Here is a 20,584-nt window from a genome sequence, read left to right as displayed (position 1 = left end):
CTGGGCGGTTGTACCCGGCTGAAAGGTGGGATCGGTGGCGAGCTCGGACGGGAAGATGGACTGGGACCAGGTGATGACCGGCCGCTCGGCGTCCCCCAGAGGCGGCGCGGCCCGGGGTCGGTCCGGTTCGCGTTCCCGTTCCGCGTCGGCCGGGACGGGCTCCGCCTCCCGCCGCGGGGGCGCGGGGAAGGCGGGGCGCGGCGGCCGACCGAAACGATCGATCGGCAGGAGGATCGGCCTGGGCATCGTCTTCACCTTTCTCTCCCTGGTGATCCTCGGGCTCGGCGCCTTCGTCTACCTCTACATGACGCTGAGCGTGCCCGCCGCGGACGAGGTCGCGCTCGCCCAGACGACGAAGGTCTACTACTCGGATGGCACCACGGAGATGGGGTCGCTCTCCGAGGTCGACCGGACGATCATCGACGCCTCGACCCTGCCCGGCTACGTGGGCGAGGCGGTCGTCGCCTCCGAGGACCGCACTTTCTTCACGAACTCGGGCGTCGACTTCAAGGGCATCGCGCGCGCCCTGGTCAACAACGTGACGACGGGGTCGCGCCAGGGCGGGTCGACCCTGTCCCAGCAGTATGTCGAGCGCTACTACATGGGGGAGACCACCAGCTACACGGGCAAGATCAAGGAGGCCGTGCTGGCCGTCAAGATCAACCGCTCGCAGACCAAGGACGAGATCCTCGGCAACTACATGAACACGATCTATTTCGGGCGTGGCGCCTACGGCATCGAGGCCGCCTCGCAGGCGTACTTCGGCCACCCCGCCAAGGACCTCACCCTGTCCGAGTCCGCGCTGCTGGCCGGCATCATCCCGGCGCCCTCCGCCTGGGATCCGGCGGTCGACGCGGAGGAGGCCCAGCAGCGATGGGGGCGCGTCCTGGACCTCATGGTCGAGGACGGGTGGATCAGCCAGTCGGACGCCGACGCCGCGACCTTCCCGGAGACGGTGGATCCGGCCTCCCTGACGGACACCTCGAAGCAGGGGCCGACGGGCTACCTCATCACGCAGGTCCGCAATGAGCTGGCGAGCAAGGCGGGCCTGACGGACGAGCAGATCGACACCGGCGGCCTCACGATCGTCACGACCATCGACAAGGCGAAACAGGACGCGGCCGTCCAGGCCGCCGAGACGATGACACAGGTCTCCGGCTGGGACCCTGCGACGATGCACACCGCGCTGTCGTCGGTCGACCCCGCCACGGGGGAGATCCTTGCCGAGTATGCGGGCTCCGACTACCAGACGCGGCAGCAGAACGCCGTCACCCAGGACCGGGCGGCCGCGGGCTCCACATTCAAGGTGTTCGCGCTGCTGGCGCACGCCATGGACGGCGGCACCATCTACGACGCGTACAACGGCGCGTCGCCCCAGTACTTCAACAACCTGACGGACCCGGTGACGAACGACGGCCTCGTGTCCTACGGGACGGTGGACCTGCTCAAGGCGACGGCGTACTCGATCAACACGGCGTTCGTCGCCCTCAACGAGGAGGTCGGGCCCGCCACCACCGAGAAGGTCGCGATCGACGCCGGCATGCCGGAGAACACGGAGGACAACGACTACGGGCTGGAGCCCACGCTGCTCAACGTGCTGGGGTTCGCCGCCCCCCACAACATCGACATCACGCGCGCCTACGCGACGATCGTCTCCGGCGGGCTGCGCACGGACCCCCACATCGTGCGCGAGGTCCGCGACTCCGGCGGCTCGCAGGTCTACGGCGCGGACACGGAGCCGACCCGCGTCTTCCAGGCGGAGGACGTCGCCGCGATCATGCCCGCCTTGGAGGCCGTGATGGAGCCCGGCGGGACGGGGGAGAAGGCCGCGGTCCTCGGGCGCACGGTCGCCGGCAAGACGGGCACGTCCGAGCAGCAGATGTCCGCCCAGTTCGTCGGCGCCGTCCCGCAGATGGTGACGACGGTGTCGATGTACCAGTCGGGGCCCAACGGCGAGCAGGTCCCGCTCGCGGACGGCGGCGGCATCGGCGGCCTCGACCAGTTCCACGGCGGCGACTGGCCCGCCCAGGTGTGGGTGGACTACATGCAGGTGGCCACGCAGGGCATGGAGAACACGGACTTCACGTGGATGGACAGCGTGACGCCGCGGCCCGCGCCGACCCCCACCTACACGGCCCCGCCGCAGACCGAGACCCCGACCCCGGAGCCCACGACCGAGCAGCCGACCCAGGCCCCGACCCCGGAGCCGACGACCGAGCAGCCCACGACGCCGACAGACGGAGGCGGCGACGGAGGCGCCGGCGGCGGGGACGACGGAGGGGGCGGCGGCGGCAACCAGAGCGGCAGAGGATCCGGCACCTGAGGAGGCCCTCGCCCGGTTCCGCGGATCCGCGCACGCGGAGACGCCCCCGGTCCCGCAAGGGGCCGGGGGCGCCTGACGTCTCAGCGCGGAAGCGTCACTTCACAACGGGCGCCGCGGTGACGCGCACCGTCAGGGAGACCGAGACCTCCGGATGAAGGTTGATGGTGACGGCGTGGTCGCCGACCGTCTTGAGCGCGGAGGTGGTGACGATCTTGCGGCGGTCGACCGTCTGGCCGGTCTGGGCCTTGACGGCCTCGGCGACGTCCGCGGTGGATACGGCGCCGAAGAGCCGGCCCGAGGCGCCGACGGTGGCCCGGACCGTCACGAGCCTGGCCTCCTGCAACGCGTCGCGCACGGCGCGGGCATCCTCGATGGAGGCGATCTCGCGGCGGCGGCGGGCGGCCGTCATCTGATCGATCTGCTTCTGGGCGCCCTTCGTCCACTTGGCGGCGAGGCCGCGGGGGACCAGGTAGTTGCGGGCGTAGCCGTCCTTGACCTCGACGACCTCCCCGGCGGCGCCGAGGTTCGTCACGTCATGGGTGAGGATGAGCTTGGTGGTCATGATCTGTCTCTCCCTCTCCCGATCAGCGGCCGGACGACGAGTAGGGGAGCAGAGCCATCTCGCGGGCGTTCTTGACGGCGCGCGCGATCTTGCGCTGCTCCTGGACGGACACGCCGGTGACCCGGCGGGCGCGGATCTTGCCGCGATCGGAGATGAACTTGCGCAGCAACGCCGTGTCCTTGTAATCGATCGTGTCGATCTTCGCCGCCTTCAGCGGGTTCGGCTTCTTCTTGATCGGCTTGGCGCGAAGTTGAGGCTTCGCCATGATGTTCTCCTTGGGTGATTCCGAGCGGTGTCGACCGCTCCGAGCATGCGTTCCCATCGACGAGGGCGGCCCTGGCGGGCCAGAGGCCCCTCAGGGCGGGACGGCCTCGTTGACGAATGACTGTCAGAAGGGAGGCTCGCTGCCGAACGACGTCGCGGCTCCGCCGCCCTCCGTGCGCCAGGGGTCGTCGGGCGTGCCGCCGGCCGGAGCGCTGTAGCTTCCCTGGTTGCCGTAGCCCCCCTGGGGAGGCTGCTGGCCGTATCCCTGACCGCCCCCGTAGGCGGGCTGGCCTCCGGCGGGGGCGCCGCCCTGCTGGCTGTAGCCTCCCTGCCCGCCCTGGGAGTAGCCGCCCTGTCCGCCACCGGAGGTGGTGCGGGTGACCTGGGCCTTCGCGCGCCGCAGGGAGACGCCGACCTCGTCGGCCTGCATCTCCACCACGGTGCGGCGCTCGCCCTCGCGGGTCTCGTAGGACCGCTGGGTGAGCCGGCCCTGGACGATGACCCGCATGCCCTTGCGGAGGGACTCGGCGACGTTCTCGGCCTGTTCGCGCCACACGCTGGCGCGCATGAACAGGGTCTCGCCGTCCTTCCACTCGTTGGCGTTGCGGTCGAAGGTCCTCGGCGTGGACGCCACCGTGAAGTCGGCGACGGCGGCGCCCGACGGCGTGAAACGCAACTCCGGATCCGCGGTCAGGTTGCCGATGATCGTGATGACGGTGTCTCCGGCCATGTCGACTCCTCTGGTGGACGGGTGGCGGGCGGTCAGGTGAGAGGTCAGTGGGCGTCGGGGCGCTGGAGCTTCGTGCGCAGGATGGACTCGTTGAGGGTCATCAGGCGGTTGATCTCCAGGGCGACCTCCGGCGTCGTCGTCATGTCGATGACGACGTAGATGCCCTCGGAACGCTTGTTGATGTCGTAGGCCAGGCGGCGCTTGCCCCAGACGTCGATCTTCTCCACGGAGCCGCCCTCGGCCGTCACCGGCTTGAGGAACTTCTCCATCGTGGGGGTGACGGTGCGCTCGTCGATCTCGGGATCGAGGATCACCATCAGTTCATATCCACGCAACAGATACCCACCTCCTGCGGTCTCAGCGGTCACGGTCTCTCCGTGACAGGAGGGTGATGCGTCGGCCCGTCCCGCTCCGGAGGGAGCCGACACGGACCAGTCAGCCAGTCTACCCGGATGCGGGGGGCGCCTGCCAGCCCCGCGGCGCGAGCGCGCGGGTCGGGTGGGACACACGCGCGGCCGGGGCCGCGGGCCGGCGGCGTCTCCCGCGCGGTCACAGCCTGCTGGTCAGGCACCGGATGGTCAGCTCGGTGCGGGACGAGGAGTCGGTGGCCTTGAGGATCCGCGTGACATAGGTGTTCACGGTGTTCTCGCTGAGATGGAGCCGCATGGCGACCTGCCTGTTGGACAGGCCCTGCGTGACCAGCTCGTAGACGGGCCGCAGTCCGGGCGGCAGCGCGGTCACGGCCTCGATGAAGGAGGTGTTGGCCTCGCGCCGGCTGATCCTGTCGCGGCTGTGGCGCGCCGCGACGTCGGCGGCCCTGCGCGACAGCACCGTGGCCCCCTTCGTCGTCGCCACGATGGCCTCCGCGATCTCGTCCGCCGTCAGGCTCTTGTCGAGGCAGCCGGTCGCGCCCGCCGCCAGCGCCTGGTCGAGAACCTGGGCGTACCCCCATCCGGTGAGCATGACGATCGCGATGTCTGGATGGGACCGTCGGATCGCCGCCGCCGCTGCGACGCCGCCGACGCCGGGCATCTCGACGTCGAGGAGCACGGCGTCCACCGGCGGGCCCCCGGACGCGTCGACCGCGTGGACGGCGGCCGCGCCCTCGCGGACGGCGGCGACCACCTCGATGTCGGCGCGCGTGGACAGCAGGCCGACGAGGGGACCGAGGTACGACGGGTCGTCGTCCGCGACGACGACCCGGACGCGGTCCTGCCGCAGGGCCGCCGTCATCGCGGGTCCCCGGGAGCGCCACCCGGAGCCGCCGGCCTCGGGCCCGTCCCTCGGAGGACGGGAACGGTCACGACGAGCCGCCACATCGCGTCGGCGGCGCCGTAGAGGACGGTCCCGCCCGCGTCGGCGACGACCTCGGTGAGGTCGGCCAGACCGTAGCCGCCGGAGAGCGCGTTGTGCGTGTCAGGCGCGTCGGCGGCGATGATGTTCGTCATCGTCAGGCCGGCGTCGCCCCCGGGCAGGCGCTCGATGAGAAGGCTCGCGGTCGTCGACTCGCGGGCGTGCCGTAGGATGTTGGCCGCGCCCTCCTGGACGGCGAGCCCCACGACGGCGCGCGTCCGGTCGGGGAACTGGGCGTCGATGCCGGCGGGAAGGTCGCAGTCCAGCCGAATGCGGCGACTGGACAGCATCTGGCGGGACTCCTCCACGATCTCGGCGAGATTCCGCGGGGGGGGGGGGGGGGGGATGTCGGTGCCTCCTCCGCGGCGGCCTCCTCGTCGCCGGTCATGAGGCTGCGGATGCTGCGCATGGCGTGGGCCGCCAGTTCCGTGAGGCGCTCCGCCTCCTGGGCGACGCCGGGGTCCGCGCTGCGCTGCGCGATCGACTGGCTTGCCATGATGATGCGCGCGAGGTCGCGCACCGCCGTGTCGTGGAGCTCACGGGCCAGGCCGCGGTGGACGGCGGCGCGCGCCTCCGACGCGTGCCGCTCCGCCAGAGCCGCGCGCCTCTCCAGGTCGGACGTCCGCCGCTCGCTCCATTGGACGCCCAGCCCGATCGGCACCGCCACCGAGCAGGCCAGCACCATCCCGGCGGCCTCGGCCTCGGGGGAGGGCGACGTCGCCAGCCGCGCTCCCTCCACCGCCAGCAGCGCGAGCGCCGCGGGGACATAGCGCCTCCGGGAGACCCATTCCCCGCACACGGCGTAGATCCCGAGGGACGGCAGCGCCAGCGGGACGAGTTCACCGGGCATCCCGGCGCTCGCCACCATGACGGCCGTGTAGAGGAGGCCTCCGAGAGTGGGCATCCATCCGACGAGCGCGAGGCAGAGGCACGCGGCCGCCGAGAACCAGGAGTTGGGGGCGGTGAGGCCCTCGGTGTCGTTGACGAGCAGCTCGAGGGCCAGGAGGATGGCGCCGAACGAGCTGAAGACGATGCGCCTCCCGAATCCCCTGCCGCGGCGCCGGCCCGCTCTCCCGCGCGCGGGCGTCCTGGGCGAGCGACTGATCCACCTCATGGAGCGCCTCCTCCATGCTGCGCCCACCGGCCCAGGGGTGAGAGACAGTCTAGGACGCGCTCCCGCGAGGAGGTCCCCCCGGGCGTCCTCCGCCAGGGCCGTCGAGGCGCCGGCGCCGCCGGGCGCCTCCCTCACCGCGCCCCGCCGATCAGCGGTCCGGAGGCGAGCTCCTGGGCGGGGGCGGCGGGCAGGGCGACGGTCAGCAGCCAGGTTCCGCCGGTGGAGCCGAATCGGATCCGGCCTCCCTCGTTGGCGACGGCGCGCGCCAGGTTGTCCAGCCCGAAGCCGCCCATCAGCGAGCTCCGGGCGTCCTGGGAGACGGGGTCGATCGCGTTCGCCATCGACAGGGCGACTCCTCCGTGCCCGAGGAGCTCCACCACCAGGCGCGCGGGGGATCCCTCGCGCCCGTATTTGTAGACATTGGTCATGCCCTCGCGGATCGAGAGCGCGAGGATCGAGTGCGCCCGGGGCTCGCATGCCGTGTCGATCCCCGCTGGGAGATCCGTATCCACGCGGATCCCGCGGCCCTCCAGCATCTGGCGGCAGACCTCCACCACCGACGCGACGGGCTCCCTCAGGGGGATGTCCCCCGTCACGGCGGCGGTTCCCATCATCGAGCGCACGTGACGCATCGCGTCGCGCCCCAGGTCGCCCAGGTGGTCGACCTCCTCCGCGGTGCCCGGATCGGGGGAGCGCCGCGCGATCGACTGGCTGTCGACGATGATCTGGACGAGGTCGCGGGCCACGGTGTCGTGCAGCGCCGCGGCGAGCTCGCGCTGGATCGACTCCTTGGCGACGAGGGCGTCCCTGCGGGAGGACTCGGCCTGTTCGCGCAGGACGTCGACCCGGCGCTCGTTCCACTGGATGCCCAGGCCCAGGGTGATGGCGAATACGCCGCCGAGCGCCAGCCCGGCCGCCTCCGCTGCGGGCGAGGAGGTGGTGGCGAACTGCGCGCTCTCGACGGCGGCGAGCAGCAGCACGGAGGGGATGTACCACCGCCGGGAGACCCACTCGGCGATGACGGCGTACAGGCCGATGCCCAGCAGCACGGGCGAGGCGATGGCGTCCGGGAGCGCGATGCCCGTCAGCATGAGGGCCCCGAACAGCGTTCCGCCCAGGGCGGGGAGCCAGCCGGCGGACGCCAGCGCCGCGCAGGCCCCCAGCGTCAGCTCGATGCCGATGAGGCCCCGCGAGGTCGGGTCGCCGAGGGTCACCTCGAGGACGAAGAGGAGCGCCGCGAGGAGCCCGAACACGATCCGCCGCCCGGTCCCGCCGTGCGGCTGGCGGTCGATCAGGGAGGCGAGCCGTGTCCGCTGCCGGCCGCTCACAGGTCCTGGCAGGCGGGCAGCTTCGGGAAGAACCTGCAGATCCACGGATCGCCCAACGGCGTGATCTGCCCTCCGGGAGCCGTGGCGGCGGCGGTGGCGGGAGGGGGGACGTCCGCTGCTCGGGCGGGCCCCGCCACGCCCGTCAGAGCCGCCGTCGCGCAGCACAACACGACACCTGCCGCCCATCGCCTCATCGGAACCGCCTCCTTCTCGCCTTCGGGCCCCGGCGTGGCCCGCCCATCCACTGTACGGCGCAACAGTGTCGGAAGGCAGTTGTTCCCGATCGGATGGCTCCGGCTCCCGCGGACGCGACCGCGCGCCCGGCGTCAGGGGATGACGAGGGTCCTATGCCGCCGGGGCGCGTCCGGCGGAGTTCGCCAGCGCGTGCCGGGGCGACCACCAGGTCCTCCACGCGTTGCACAGGCCGCGCGCGCCCATGAACAGCCCGGCGAAGGCGGCCCACAGGAGGATCATCGCCGTGGTCTGGTCGGCTGGGGCGAGCGCGCCGCCCTCGTCCGGCCTGGACCGCACCCACGCCGTGATCCCGCCCAGCGCCGGGAGGTAGGCGATGAGCGTCACCAGGCCCGCTCCCGCGAGGAACCGGCCCTGCGAGGCGCCGATGAGCACGCCGTCGAGCAGGAACACGACGCCGCCCAGCGGCAGGCACACGGCGGCGACGAGCAGCGCCGCGGAGGCGATGCCCCTCATCCCCGGGTCGTCGCCGAAGAGCGCGGGGAGCCAGGGCGAGGCGGCGCCGACGAGGACGCCCAGGACCGCCCCCGCCCCAGCCCCCCACACGGCCAGACGGCGCACGAGGTCGCGGAGGCGGCCGGGGTCGCCGGCGCCCAGGGCGTATCCGACCAGGGCCTGCGCGGCGATGGCCAGGGCGTCGAGCACCAGGGCCGTGAGGTTCCACAGCGAGTTGACGATCTGGTGGGCGGCCAGCGCCTGGACGCCGATCGCCGCGGCGGTGGACACGGTGGCCAGCAGCGCCACGCGCAGGGCCACGGTGCGCACGAACAGGGGCGCGCCGTCGAGCATCGCCCGCCACATGCCCCCCATCGACGGGCGCAGCGGGACGCCCAGCCCGCGCGCCCCTCTGGCGACGACCCGGATGTAGGCGGCGGCCATGAGGGTCTGCGCCAGGGCCGTGCCCGCCCCCGAGCCCGCGACCCCCAGATCCGCCCCGAAGATCAGCACGGCGTTGGCGGCGACGTTGAGCGCGGCGCCGCCCGCCGCCACCACGAGAGGGGTGCGGGTGTCCAGCAGGCCGCGCAGCGTGCCGGTGCCGGCGAGGACCACGAACATGCCGACGAGCCCCGGGGAGGACGCCCGGATGTAGTCCAGTGCGGCGGGCGCGACGCCGGGCCCGGCTCCCAGCGCCCGGACGAGGGCGGGGCCAGCGGCCATCAGGGCGGCGGCCGCCACCAGGCCCAGGCCTGCGGCCAGCCACATCGCCTCGATTCCGGATCGCACGGCGCGGTCGCGCCGCCCCGCTCCGAGCGCCTGGGCGGCCAGGGCCGTCGTCGAGTAGGCGAGGAACACGAAGACGCCGACGATGGTCTGCAGGACGGTGGATCCCAGGGCCAGGCCGGCCAGGGACTCGGTGCCGAGGTGACCGACCATGGCAGTGTCGATGAGGACGAACAGTGGTTCGGCCACGAGCGCCCCGAGGGCGGGGACGGCCAGGGCCAGGACGCGGCGAGTGAGAGAGGGCGGGTCGTCGGGGGGAGGGACGACGGACGCTCCCCCGGCCACGCCGTCGCAACCCTCAGGCGACCCCTGAGACTGACCGGTCGTGTCCCGGAGTTCATCCACCGATGTGCCCTCGACTTTCCATCCACAGGCTGTGCACAGATCTGTGGACACGTGGCGGCCGATTGTGGGTGAAATTCCGCCACTCACCGGATGACGGCCGAGCAGGCTCACGCTCCCTGCTTCCGTGTCCATCCACAGGCATTGTGCACGACGAGCCGGTCCATCCACATCCTGCGCCCCCTTCGTCCACACTCCGTCCACATCGAGGGTCGCCGGTCCGAGGGTGGGGGCGTCTACGCTCAGGCGTGCGAGCGCGAGCGCTCGCACGCGCCCGCCCCCCGGGGACGCGCCGCGCTCCGCGCGGCGCCGCCCTCGTCGGCGACGGGCGGGATCGCCCACGCGCACCCATGAGAGAGGACCGGCCCCGATGGCGTCCGACGACTTCGACCGCACACCCCCGCAGGATCTGGAGGCGGAGGCCTCGGTCCTCGGGTCGATGATGCTGTCGAAGGAGGCGATCAACGACGTCACCGAGGAGATCCGCGGCGGCGACTACTACAAGCCGGCGCACGAGATCATCCACGACGTCATCGTCGACCTGTCGGGCCGCGGGGAGCCGGCCGACGCCGTGACCGTGGCCGCCGAGCTGCAGCGCCGCGGCGAGCTCCAGCGCGTGGGAGGGGCGCCGTACCTGCACACCCTCATCGCCTCGGTGCCCACCGCCGCCAACGCCGGGTACTACGCCCGCATCGTGCGCGAGCGCTCGCTGCTGCGCCGCCTGGTCTCGGCCGGCACGCGCATCGTGCAGCTCGGCTACGCGGACGCCGGCGGCGATGTCGACCAGATCGTCGACCAGGCCTCCCAGGAGGTCTTCGCCGTCGCCGAGCGGCGGGCGGCGGCGGACTACGTGCCGATGAGCGAGATCTCCGAGTCCATCCTCGACGAGCTGGAGGACATCGAGCGCAACAAGGACAAACTGGGCGGCGTGCCCACCGGGTTCGCCGACCTGGACCGGCTCACCCAGGGACTGCACCCCGGCCAGATGATCATCGTGGCCGCCCGCCCCGCGATGGGGAAGTCGACCCTTGCCTTGGACTTCTGCCGGTCGGCCGCCATCCACCATGACACCACGGCCGTGATCTTCAGCCTCGAGATGTCGCGCTCGGAGATCGCGATGCGCCTGCTCTCCGCAGAGTCGGGAGTCTTCCTGTCCAAGATGCGCGCGGGGGAGATGACCAGCCAGGATTGGAGGAAGGTCTCGGAGACCACCTCGCGCGTGTCCGAGGCCCCGCTGTTCATCGACGACTCGCCGAACATGGCGATGACGGAGATCCGGGCGAAGTGCCGCCGGCTCAAGCAGCAGCACAACCTGGGACTGGTGGTCGTCGACTACCTCCAGCTGATGACCTCGGGCCGCCAGGTCGAGTCCCGCCAGCAGGAAGTCTCCGAGTTCTCCCGCCAGCTCAAGCTGATGGCCAAGGAGATCGAGGTCCCCGTCGTCGCCGTCGCCCAGCTGAACCGCGGTCCCGAGCAGCGCACGGACAAGAAGCCGATGATGGCCGACCTGCGCGAGTCCGGCTCCCTCGAGCAGGACGCGGACGTCATCATGCTGCTGCACCGTCCCGAGTACTACAACTCCGAGGACCGCCCCGGCGAGGCCGACATCATCGTCGCCAAGCACCGCAACGGCGAGACCGCCACGATCAAGACCCTCTTCCAGGGCCACATGGCGCGCTTCGCGAATTACACGGGCCGTGAGGAGCCGGGCCGCGGGTACGGCGGAGGGGAGGAGCCTGCGGCGGCGTCCTGATCGCGCGTGCCCCGGGTCCGGGCCGGCGGGCCTCAGGCCGCTCCCACCAGCGCCCGGTTGTCGATCCGGTTGCGGTGAGCGACCGGCGTGAGCCCCATGGACAAGCCCGCGAGCACGCTCCCGGCGACGAAGACCGCCATCGCGCCGACCACGCCCAGGTGGGACGCGGCGACCCCGGAGAGCAGCGAACCGATGGGCATGACGCCCCACACGGCGAAGCGGAACGTGGCGTTGAGGCGCCCGAGCAGCTCCGGGGAGCAGATCCGCTGGCGCAGGCTCATCTGGGTGATGTTGTAGATCGTGATGAAGAACGAGCTGACCAGGTTCGTCACGACCAGTACGAGGGCAGCGCCAGACGGGGGGACCAGGACCGTCAGGGGCAGGCCCGCCAGCGCCAGGGCGCCGGCGACGTTGCAGGCGACGATGGTGTGTCCCTCGCCCAGACGGAGGACGACGCGCGACTGGACGAGGGCGCCCGCGATGCCGCCGAGCGCGCCGAGGGAGAGCAGCGTGCCCAGCGCGGTGGCGGACATCCCGAGGTTGCGCAGGGCGAGCAGCGGCAGGAGCGTCTGCACGCCCTGCCCGGTGAGCGCCGCGGCGGAGATGCACAGGAACAGGGGCCCGAGCAGGGGCTCCCCGCTGACGTAGTCGATGCCCTCGCGCACCTGGTGCCACAGCTTCTGGTCCCTGGGCGCCGGCGGGCGGGACTCGCGTCCGGGGATGCGCCAGATCGCGATCGCGCTGAACGCGTAGGTGGCGGCGGTGAGCAGGTACGCGACGGGCGCGGCGACGATGCCGAGCAGCCAGCCCGCCAGGCCGGGCCCGCCGACGCGGGCGACCTGGAACGAGGCCTCCATCCGGCCGTTCGCCGGCCCGATCTGGTCGTTGTCGACGATCGCGGGCACGAAGGACTGGTAGGAGACGTCGAAGAACACCGTGGCGAAGCCCAGGACGGCCGCGACCGCCATGAGGTGCCAGATCGACAGGGCGCCGGCGGCCCAGGCGATGGGGATCGAGGCCAGGGCCGCGACGCGCACCAGGTCGGCGGCGATCATCGTGCGGCGTTTGCGCCACCGGTCGACCCACGCGCCCGCGGGCAGCCCGATGAGCAGGAACGCCACGGTCTGCAGCGCCCCGAGCACGCCGATCTGGCGTTCCGTGGCGCCCAGCACCGTGATCGCGATGGCGCTGGTGGCCAGGGCCGCCACCTGGAAGCCGAACTGGCTGGCCGTCTCCCCCGCCCACAGGTGGGTGAAGGCGGAGTTGCGCGACAGCGGCACACGCCGCGTTCCAGCGTCCGCGGCGCCTGCGTCCCCCTCGACGTCGGCGGGGTCCGGGGAGGCGGGGCGCGGGCGGGCGGAGGCCGGGATGGCGGCACGGGAGGAGATGGGCACCGATCAAGCCTAGGGCCGTGTCTCGGTGGCCTTCCAGCGTCCCGGGAGGCGGTGTGAGGGGGTAGACGCCGCGTCTCGGTCCCGACCGGCGGGGTCGCCCTCGGGGAGGTCCCTGATTGATCCCCGATCGGGGCGCGGGGCACTGGATCCCGGTCGGCGGAGAGCGGATCCTGTGAGGGTGCCCCGGCAGGGACGCGTGCGGATCGACGCGCGGGCGCGGGGCGCGGAGGAGCCGGACAGGAGGTGGGGCGGATGCCGACCGTCGTGGGGGCCGTCCGTCCCCTCGGATGGGTGTGGGGCCCCGGGCCGGGCGCCGACCCGGAACTCACGGAGCGCGCCGGAGACACCGGCGGGACGCCCCCCGCAGCCACGGATCCGGGTGCCGACGTCGACCTCGGAGAGGTCCGGATGCTCATGCGCGACCGCAGCGCCCGCGGGACCCGGGCTCGGACCAGGAGGCGTCGCCCCATAGGGTGACCACAGTCCTATTACGCAAGGCGATTGTCCTGATTTCTCGGGCATTCTGGCCGGCTCGAGTCTGGGAGTAAGGTCCTGGAAGGGCTGCAATCCCAACGATCGATCGGGGTTCCATCCCGAGGCCGGACCACCCGCCGGGCGTCGACCTACCATCCGAGACATGGTCGAAGTGAGAATCCATGGTCGAGGGGGACAGGGCGTCGTCACGGCCGCTGATCTTCTCGCGATGGCCGCCTTCACGGACGGTCACCACGCGCAGTCGTTCCCGTCCTTCGGGTCGGAGCGCACCGGAGCGCCCGTCGTCAGCTATTGCCGCATCGCCGACGTGCCCATCCGCACCCGCGAGCCCGTGCTGGAGCCGGATCTGGTCATCGTCCAGGACCCGACCCTGCTCAAGGTCATGAACCCGTTCTCGGGCCTCAGGCCCGAGGGCTTCGCCGTCGTCAACTCCCGGAAGACGTTCGAGGAGCTCGGGCTCGCCGACCTGGTGAGCAGGCACCCGGAGGGGCACATCATCGCGGTCCCGGCCACCGAGATCGCGAAGGAGCATGTCGGGCGCAACGTCCCCAACGCCGTCCTCCTGGGGGCGGTGTCCGCGCTGACGGGGCTGATCCGTCTGTCCAGCGTGATCGAGGCGATCCGCCACCGTTTCCGCGGCCAGGTGGGCGAGGGCAATGTCGCGGCGGCGACCGCCGCCTTCGATCTCGTCGCCGGGAGCGCCGAGGCCGAGAGCACCAGGTCCGAGGAGGCCGTCCATGCGTGAGCAGATCGAAGGTTCTCAGGCGATGGCGCGCGCCGTTGCGGCCTGCCGCCCCGATGTGATCGCCGCCTACCCGATCAGCCCCCAGACGCACATCGTCGAGGGCCTGTCCGCGATGGTGAAGAAGGGGGACCTCGGCACCTGCGAGTTCCTCAACGTCGAGTCCGAATACGGCGCGATGTCGGCCTGCATCGGCGCCTCGGCCTCGGGGGCGCGCACCTACACGGCGACGGCCTCGCAGGGCCTGCTCTACATGGTCGAGCCGGTCTACAACGCCTCCGGCCTCGGGCTGCCGATCGTGATGACCGTGGCGAACCGCGCGCTGGGCGCGCCGATCAACATCTGGAACGACCATTCCGACGCGATGAGCCAGCGCGACTCCGGGTGGCTGCAGCTCTACGCCGAGAACAACCAGGAGGCTGCCGACCTGCACGTCCAGGCTTTCCGCATCGCGGAGGAGCTGTCCGTGCCCGTCATGGTGTGCATGGACGGGTTCATCCTCACCCACTCCGTGGAGGAGGTCGACCTTCCCGAGCAGGAACAGGTCGACCGCTTCCTGCCCCCGTTCGTCCCCCGCCAGGAGCTGGACCCCGCCCATCCGCTCTCGATCGGCGCGATGGTGGGCCCGGAGGCCTTCACGGAGGTCAAGTACCTCCAACACATGCGCCAGCTCGACGCCCTCACGCTGATCCCGCAGGTCCAGGCCGAGTTCGCGGAGATCTTCGGACGCGACTCGGGCGGGCTCGTGCGTCCGTATCGTTGCGAGGACGCGGAGACGATCGTCATCGCCCTGGGTTCGGTCCTCGGCACGATCAAGGACGTCGTGGACATCCGTCGAGACGCGGGGGAGAGGATCGGGGTGCTCGGGATCACGAGCTTCCGGCCGTTCCCCTTCGAGGCCGTGCGCGAGGCCCTCACGGGGGCCAGGCGCTTCATCGCCGTCGAGAAGGCCTTCAGCCTGGGCATCGGCGGCATCGTCGCCTCGCACTGCCGCCGCGCTGCCGCGGGCCTGGGGCTGGATGGCTACGAGGTCTTCGCGGGCCTGGGCGGCCGCCCGGTCACCAGCCGCTCCCTCGACGAGATGTTCGATCACGTCCGGGACGGCGTCCTGGAGGAGCAGACGTTCCTCGACCTCGACCGGGAGCTCGTCGACGCGGAACTCGAACGTGAGCACCGCACGCGCCGCTCCGGTCCGGTGGCGGAGAACGTCATGCGCGACGCACATGCGCGCGGCGGCGAATCGATGGGGATCTGAGGGGGAGGGACACGATGAGCACGACTGAACTCGGAATCCCGGAGGTGCGTGAGACGGAGATCCCGGCCCGCGCGCACGTCAAGTTCTACCAGGTCGGGTCTTACGCGGTGGGCAACCGGCTGGCGGACGAGGCCGACCGCTCCGTCCAGTCCGATCCGCACCGGCGCAACTCCCTGACGTCGGGCCACCGGGCGTGCCAGGGCTGCGGGCAGGCGCTCGGCGCGCGCTACGCCCTGGACACGGCCTCGGCGGCCACCGGTGGCGACATCGTCACGATCAACGCGACCGGATGCCTGGAGGTCTTCTCGACCCCCTACCCGGAGTCGGCGTGGACCGTGCCGTGGCTGCACTCGTTGTTCGGCAACACGGCGGCGGTTGCGGCCGGGGCCGCTGCGGCGATGAAGGCCCTGGGCAGGCCGACGCGCGTGGTGGCCCAGGGCGGGGACGGCGGCACCGTCGACATCGGCATGGCCTGCCTGTCGGGCATGTTCGAGCGCAACGACGACGTGCTCTACATCTGCTACGACAACGGCGGGTACATGAACACCGGCTTCCAGCGTTCGGGCGCGACCCCTCCGGGGGCCCGGACCTCGACGACCCAGCCGGTGGGGGAGCACCCGGGCAACGCCTTCGGCCAGGGCAAGTTCATGCCCCGCATCGCGATGGCCCATGAGATCCCCTACGTCGCCACGGCGACGGTCGCGGATCTGCGGGACCTCGAGTACAAGGTGGGCAGGGCGATGCAGGTGCGCGGCGCCCGCTACATCCACGTCCTGGTCCCCTGCCCGCTGGGGTGGGGCACCGCTTCGAACCGGACCGTCGAGTACGCCCGCCTGGCCACACAGACGGGGATCTTCCCCGTCTTCGAGGCCGAGGGCGGGGAGCTGACCTCGGTGACGAAGATCCGCAGGCCGATGCCCGTCGAGGCTTACCTCAAGGGCCAGGTCCGTTTCCGCCACCTCTTCAGGCCCGCCCGCGACGAGGAGGCCATCGCCCGCTACCAGGCGATCTGCGACCGCAACGTCCGCCGGTACGGCCTCATCGACGAGGATGACCTCGACGAGGACGTTCTGGCGCGCGTCCTCGCCGCACCGCGCGACCCGGAGGACCGTTACACGTCGATCCTGCACGCGGCCGAGGAGACGACGCTCGGACGGGCCCAGAGGGTAAACGACCCGGAGCGGTCTCAGATGAGCGGTGAGACGGCGGCCACCGCGATGACGCCGGAGTCGGCGCGGATCCCCGCCGCCGACCTCCCCCCGAGGGACTCCGGGTCGTCGAACGTCAAGGCCGGCAGCGGTGCGGGACGGGCCGGCGGGCCCGCCTCCGATGCGGAAGGAAAGTGAGACATCCATGACCACCACGATCGGCGCGGGTCCCGCGCTCGCCGAGGGGGCGGCGTCGTCCCGGACGGACACCGAGCCCTTCGCCATCACCCTGGATGTCGGGTCCTCCCTGCGCAATGAGACGGGCTCGTGGCGCACGGAGCGCCCGGTGTATGTCGATCTCCTCCCCCCGTGCAACAAGGCCTGCCCCGCGGGCGAGAACGTCCAGCAGTGGCTCTCCCTGGCCGAGGAGGGGCGCTACGAGGAGGCTTGGCGGGAGATCATGGTCAACAACCCGATGCCCGCCGTCATGGGCCGGGTGTGTTACCACCCGTGCCAGACCGCCTGCAACAGGTGCCAGGTCGACGAGGCCGTCGGGATCAACGCCATCGAGCGTTTCCTCGGGGACAAGGCGATCGAGGAGGGATGGAAGGTCGCGGTCGATGCGAAGCCGACCGGCAGGACCGTCCTCGTCATCGGCGCGGGGCCCTCGGGCCTGTCGGCGGCTTACCACCTGCGCCGGCTGGGGCACGAGGTCGTCGTGCGCGACGCCGGTCCGATGGCCGGTGGCATGATGCGCTTCGGCATCCCGAGCTATCGTCTGCCCCGCGGCATCCTCGACGCGGAGATCCGCCGCATCGAGGAGATGGGAGTGCGCTTCGAGTTCAACTCGAAGGTCGACAACGTCGAGGACGTCGTCGGCGGCTTCGACGCGGTCTTCCTGGCCGTGGGCGCACAGATCGGCAAGCGCGCCTACATCCCGGCCGGCGCCTCCGCGAAGGTCATGGACGCGATCTCTGTGCTCGGCGAGGTCGCCCAGGGGGAGAAACCCTTGCTCGGTCGGCGTGTCGCGATCTACGGCGGCGGCAACACCGCCATCGACGCCGCCCGCACGGCGAAGCGCCTGGGCGCCTCCGAGGCGATCATCGTCTACCGCCGCACGCGCGACCGCATGCCCGCCAACGATTCCGAGGTCACCGAGGCCGAGGAGGAGGGCATCATGATGCGCTGGCTGTCGACGATCAAGCACGTCGACGGCGGCACGCTGACGATCGAGAAGATGCAGCTCGACGAGAACGGCTTCCCCCAGCCCACCGGCGAGTTCGAGGAGCTCGGGGCCGACTCCCTCATCATGGCCCTCGGCCAGGAGTCCGACCTCGGCCTCATCGAGAAGGCGGAGGGCATTGAGGTCAGGGACGGCGTGGTCCAGGTCGACCGCCAGATGATGACGGGGGTGAAAGGGGTCTTCGCCGGTGGCGACATGGTGCCCTCGGAGCGCACGGTCACCGCGGGCATCGGCCACGGCAAGAAGGCGGCGCGCTACATCGACGCCTATCTGCGCGGCACGGCGTACGACCCCGCCCCGAAGCACGCGGACGCCGACTTCTCCCGGCTCACGCCGTGGTATTACGCGGACGCCCCGCACAAGGTGCGCGCCCGCCTGGAGGGTCCGCGCCGTGCCTCGACCTTCGACGAGGTCGTCCAGGGCCTTGACGAGGATTCGGCGGTCTTCGAGGCGCGGCGGTGCATGAGCTGCGGCAACTGCTTCGGGTGCGACAACTGCTTCGGCGTGTGCCCCGACAACGCGGTGATCAAGATCCGCCCCGGCGAGTACCAGTTCAACTACGACTACTGCAAGGGCTGCGGCATCTGCGCCGCGGAATGCCCCTGCGGCGCGATCTCGATGATCCCCGAGGAGGTCTGAGCCGTCTGAGCCCGCTCTGGGAGCGCCCGTGGCTGGGCTGGGACCTGCCACGGGCGCTCTCGGGTGTCGGCGGGACCGCGTCCGCTCAGAGGCGGACGACGGCGCCTGTGCGTGCGGACTCCGCGGCGGCCTCGGCCACGCGCAGGGCGGCGGCGCCGTCCTCGATGCCGGGGCTCGGGCGGCGGCCTTGCGCGATCGCGGCGACGAAGGCGCCGAGTTCGCGCGCGTAGGCGGCCTCGTAGCGCTCGAGGAAGAAGTCGAGGTAGGGGTCCTGCGCCTCGGTGAGCGTCGCGGTGTTGCGGCGCACCGTCGTGGGGCGCACGTTGTCCGCGGTCAGCGAGCCGAGTGTGCCGAAGGCCTCCAGGCGCTGGTCGTAGCCCGAGGCGCAGTGCCGCGAGTTGGTGATCGTCGCGGAGACGCCGGCGGCGTTGGCCAGTGTGACGATCGCGCCGTCGAAGTCGCCGGTGTCGGCCAGCTCCGGGTCCAGGTGCTGGCCCAGGGCGGAGACGGTGGCGATGTCGCCCAGGAAGTAGCGAGCCGTGTCGAAGTCGTGGATCGTCATGTCCTTGAAGATCCCGCCGGAGACGGCGATGTACTCCTTCGGGGGGGCCGCCGGGTCGCGTGAGATGATCGTGACCTGCTCCAGCGTGCCGATCTCCCCGGCTTCGACGGCGTCGTGGACGGCCTGGAAGGACGGGTCGAAGCGGCGGTTGAAGCCCATCATGACCGCAGGCGCGGAGTCGCCGGCCTCGGCCAGGCGCCGGCGCAGTTCGTCGACGGCGGCGGAGTCCATGGCCACGGGCTTCTCGCACAGGGCGGGCTTCCCGGCGCGGACGGCGGCGAGGATGTGGTCGACGTGCAGGGGGGTCGGCGAGCAGATGACGACGGCATCGACCTCCGCGTCGGCGAAGACGGAGTCGACGTCGGCGGTGGCGCGGGCGCCGTGGGCGCTGGCGACGTCCGACGCCGCCTCGAGGACGACGTCGCCCACCACCGCCAGCGTGGTGGACGGGTTCTGAGCGATGGAGCGGGCGTGGACGCGGGCGATCCGTCCGGCTCCGATGAGTCCGATTCTGAGCACGGGGCACTTCCTTGTGAGGGTCGATCTGATGCTGCTGTCATGCCATGTCAGCACTGCAAGGGTACACGTCCGGACAATATGACGCGGGTTCTGGTCTCTTTCCGGAGAACGGGTGCCGAGGCCGACGATGAGCAGATCATCCGGATGGCGTGATTGTACTCACATGCGACGTCATGTACTATGACCGTCATCACATGGGACCAAAGTCGGCCGCGTGTGGTCGAGACATGCGGGTTCCGGTCGTCGCTGACCGGGACAAGGACCTGGACAATCGAATGGTGGACCGTTGTCAACGAAGGGCGGGACGGTATGGAGAATCGCGCGGCGGACCGGGTGGGAATCGCTCTGCTCGGATCGGGGAGGATCGGGGTCGGACACGCCCGGGCGCTCAGCGGCGTTCCCGGCGTCGACCTGACGGTCTGCGACGTCGACGTCGGGCGCGCCGAGAGGGTCGCCTCCGAGCTGGGCGCGCGGCATTGCGCGATCGAGGAGGTCTTCTCCCGGGGGGCCGGCATCGATGCGGTGGTGATCGCGACGCCGACCTCGACGCACGAGGAGCTGATCCTCCGATGCGCCGACGCAGGGGTCCCCTTCTTCTGCGAGAAGCCGGTGGCGCCGGATCTGGAGGGCACCCGCCGCTGCATCGAGGCGGTGAGGGCTGCGGGCATCGCGTCGCAGATCGGTTTCCAACGGCGCTTCGATCCGGGCTACGCCGAGGCGCGCCGCCGGGTGCGGGCGGGCGAACTGGGCGAGATCCACCGCATCCACATGCTCACCTGCGATCAGCATCCTCCCCAGGAGCAGTTCGTCGCGACGTCGGGCGGGATCTTCCGCGACTGCCTGATCCACGACTTCGATGCGCTCCGCTGGGTGACAGGCCACGAGGTCGAGTCCGTGTTCGCGACAGGCGCGGTGCGTGGGGATCCCTTCTTCGAGACCTACGGCGACGTCGACGAGGCCGTGGCCGTGCTGCGGATGGACGACCAGACCCTGGTGACGGCGCAGACCTCGAGGAACAACGGCCAGGGATACGACGTGCGGATGGAGATCTCGGGAACGCGGGCGAACGCCACGGTCGGCCTGGAGCCGAAGGTGCCGCTGGTCAGCGTGGAACCGGGCGCCGCCTTCCCGGACGCCGATCCGTGGGTGGACTTCATCGCCCGTTTCGAGGCGTGCTACGGAGCTGAGCTGGCGGCGTTCGTCGACGTCGTGCGCGGGAAGACCCCGAGTCCATGCCCGATCGATCAGGCGCTGGAGGCGTTGAGCATCGCAGTGGCCGCCACCCGCTCCTGCCGGGAGGGCCGTGTCGTCCGACTGTCGGAGATCCGGGAGAACTGAGAGGTGG

20 protein-coding genes are annotated in these 20,584 nt (G+C 71.4%); 8 read left to right on the top strand and 12 right to left on the bottom strand.

Features of this window, described 5'->3' with window-relative positions:
- Nucleotides 1-34 precede the first annotated feature (34 nt).
- Nucleotides 35-2,323, top strand: coding sequence for a transglycosylase domain-containing protein (locus ACFQWG_RS10045; protein WP_380974928.1), 2,289 nt, complete (start codon nucleotides 35-37; stop codon nucleotides 2,321-2,323).
- 94 nt (nucleotides 2,324-2,417) lie between these two features.
- Here ACFQWG_RS10045 and rplI read toward each other — a convergent pair whose 3' ends face one another.
- The 10 genes from rplI to ACFQWG_RS09995 form a co-directional block, all read right to left on the bottom strand.
- Nucleotides 2,418-2,888 carry a 50S ribosomal protein L9 gene (gene rplI / locus ACFQWG_RS10040; RefSeq protein ID WP_380976310.1) on the bottom strand — a complete coding sequence of 157 codons (471 nt, stop codon included), beginning with the start codon at nucleotides 2,886-2,888 and terminating at the stop codon, nucleotides 2,418-2,420.
- Nucleotides 2,889-2,907: 19 nt separating this feature from the next.
- Complete coding sequence (gene rpsR / locus ACFQWG_RS10035; protein WP_291494993.1) at nucleotides 2,908-3,150, bottom strand: 30S ribosomal protein S18; 243 nt, start codon at nucleotides 3,148-3,150, stop codon at nucleotides 2,908-2,910.
- A gap of 123 nt (nucleotides 3,151-3,273) precedes the next feature.
- On the bottom strand, nucleotides 3,274-3,879 hold the full coding sequence (locus ACFQWG_RS10030) for a single-stranded DNA-binding protein (protein ID WP_380974925.1): 606 nt from the start codon (nucleotides 3,877-3,879) through the stop codon (nucleotides 3,274-3,276).
- Between the two features lie 44 nt (nucleotides 3,880-3,923).
- Nucleotides 3,924-4,214, bottom strand: coding sequence for a 30S ribosomal protein S6 (rpsF, locus tag ACFQWG_RS10025; protein WP_380974923.1), 291 nt, complete (start codon nucleotides 4,212-4,214; stop codon nucleotides 3,924-3,926).
- 214 nt (nucleotides 4,215-4,428) lie between these two features.
- The gene (locus tag ACFQWG_RS10020) at nucleotides 4,429-5,112 is read right to left on the bottom strand and encodes a response regulator transcription factor (protein ID WP_380974921.1); all 684 of its coding nucleotides are present in this window, start codon (nucleotides 5,110-5,112) and stop codon (nucleotides 4,429-4,431) included.
- On the bottom strand, nucleotides 5,109-5,327 hold the full coding sequence (locus ACFQWG_RS10015; protein ID WP_380974919.1) for a hypothetical protein: 219 nt from the start codon (nucleotides 5,325-5,327) through the stop codon (nucleotides 5,109-5,111). Before ACFQWG_RS10015 ends, ACFQWG_RS10020 begins: the two co-directional genes overlap by 4 nt.
- Nucleotides 5,328-5,329: 2 nt before the next feature.
- The gene (locus ACFQWG_RS10010; RefSeq protein WP_380974917.1) at nucleotides 5,330-6,346 is read right to left on the bottom strand and encodes a histidine kinase; all 1,017 of its coding nucleotides are present in this window, start codon (nucleotides 6,344-6,346) and stop codon (nucleotides 5,330-5,332) included.
- Nucleotides 6,347-6,477: 131 nt separating this feature from the next.
- Nucleotides 6,478-7,674, bottom strand: a complete 1,197-nt coding sequence (locus ACFQWG_RS10005) for a sensor histidine kinase (RefSeq protein WP_380974916.1) — start codon at nucleotides 7,672-7,674, stop codon at nucleotides 6,478-6,480.
- Nucleotides 7,671-7,868, bottom strand: coding sequence for a hypothetical protein (locus ACFQWG_RS10000; RefSeq protein WP_380974914.1), 198 nt, complete (start codon nucleotides 7,866-7,868; stop codon nucleotides 7,671-7,673). The genes ACFQWG_RS10005 and ACFQWG_RS10000 overlap by 4 nt, the downstream gene beginning before the upstream one ends.
- A 151-nt stretch (nucleotides 7,869-8,019) precedes the next feature.
- Nucleotides 8,020-9,432, bottom strand: a complete 1,413-nt coding sequence (locus ACFQWG_RS09995; RefSeq protein ID WP_380974912.1) for an MATE family efflux transporter — start codon at nucleotides 9,430-9,432, stop codon at nucleotides 8,020-8,022.
- 427 nt (nucleotides 9,433-9,859) lie between these two features.
- On the opposite strand from ACFQWG_RS09995, the gene dnaB reads away from it, so the two are divergent.
- Nucleotides 9,860-11,242 (top strand): replicative DNA helicase, encoded by a 1,383-nt coding sequence (gene dnaB, locus ACFQWG_RS09990; protein ID WP_380974910.1) that lies wholly within the window; start codon nucleotides 9,860-9,862, stop codon nucleotides 11,240-11,242.
- 32 nt (nucleotides 11,243-11,274) lie between these two features.
- Here dnaB and ACFQWG_RS09985 read toward each other — a convergent pair whose 3' ends face one another.
- The gene (locus ACFQWG_RS09985; protein WP_380974908.1) at nucleotides 11,275-12,636 is read right to left on the bottom strand and encodes an MFS transporter; all 1,362 of its coding nucleotides are present in this window, start codon (nucleotides 12,634-12,636) and stop codon (nucleotides 11,275-11,277) included.
- A 252-nt stretch (nucleotides 12,637-12,888) separates the two neighbouring features.
- On the opposite strand from ACFQWG_RS09985, the gene ACFQWG_RS09980 reads away from it, so the two are divergent.
- The 5 genes from ACFQWG_RS09980 to ACFQWG_RS09960 all read left to right on the top strand — a co-directional run bounded on the left by ACFQWG_RS09980 (nucleotide 12,889) and on the right by ACFQWG_RS09960 (nucleotide 18,158).
- Entirely contained in the window at nucleotides 12,889-13,113 is a 225-nt protein-coding gene (locus ACFQWG_RS09980) for a hypothetical protein (RefSeq protein ID WP_380974906.1), read from the top strand.
- A gap of 160 nt (nucleotides 13,114-13,273) precedes the next feature.
- Nucleotides 13,274-13,876: a 2-oxoacid:acceptor oxidoreductase family protein gene (locus tag ACFQWG_RS09975; protein ID WP_380974904.1), complete on the top strand. Its 603-nt coding sequence runs from the start codon at nucleotides 13,274-13,276 to the stop codon at nucleotides 13,874-13,876.
- Nucleotides 13,869-15,128, top strand: coding sequence for a pyruvate ferredoxin oxidoreductase (gene porA / locus ACFQWG_RS09970; RefSeq protein WP_291499858.1), 1,260 nt, complete (start codon nucleotides 13,869-13,871; stop codon nucleotides 15,126-15,128). The genes ACFQWG_RS09975 and porA overlap by 8 nt, the downstream gene beginning before the upstream one ends.
- A 14-nt stretch (nucleotides 15,129-15,142) precedes the next feature.
- Complete coding sequence (locus ACFQWG_RS09965) at nucleotides 15,143-16,474, top strand: thiamine pyrophosphate-dependent enzyme (protein WP_380974901.1); 1,332 nt, start codon at nucleotides 15,143-15,145, stop codon at nucleotides 16,472-16,474.
- 7 nt (nucleotides 16,475-16,481) lie between these two features.
- Nucleotides 16,482-18,158, top strand: coding sequence for an NAD(P)-binding protein (locus tag ACFQWG_RS09960; protein WP_380974899.1), 1,677 nt, complete (start codon nucleotides 16,482-16,484; stop codon nucleotides 18,156-18,158).
- Between the two features lie 85 nt (nucleotides 18,159-18,243).
- Here the strand turns inward: ACFQWG_RS09960 and iolG are convergent, their stop codons facing one another.
- Entirely contained in the window at nucleotides 18,244-19,239 is a 996-nt protein-coding gene (iolG, locus tag ACFQWG_RS09955; RefSeq protein ID WP_380974897.1) for an inositol 2-dehydrogenase, read from the bottom strand.
- Between the two features lie 309 nt (nucleotides 19,240-19,548).
- On the opposite strand from iolG, the gene ACFQWG_RS09950 reads away from it, so the two are divergent.
- On the top strand, nucleotides 19,549-20,577 hold the full coding sequence (locus tag ACFQWG_RS09950; RefSeq protein WP_380974895.1) for a Gfo/Idh/MocA family oxidoreductase: 1,029 nt from the start codon (nucleotides 19,549-19,551) through the stop codon (nucleotides 20,575-20,577).
- Nucleotides 20,578-20,584 lie beyond the last annotated feature (7 nt).

Origin of the sequence: Schaalia naturae (genome assembly GCF_042665795.1) — a bacterium.
GTDB lineage: Bacteria > Actinomycetota > Actinomycetes > Actinomycetales > Actinomycetaceae > Pauljensenia > Pauljensenia naturae.
This window is presented reverse-complemented; position numbering and strand designations above follow the sequence as displayed.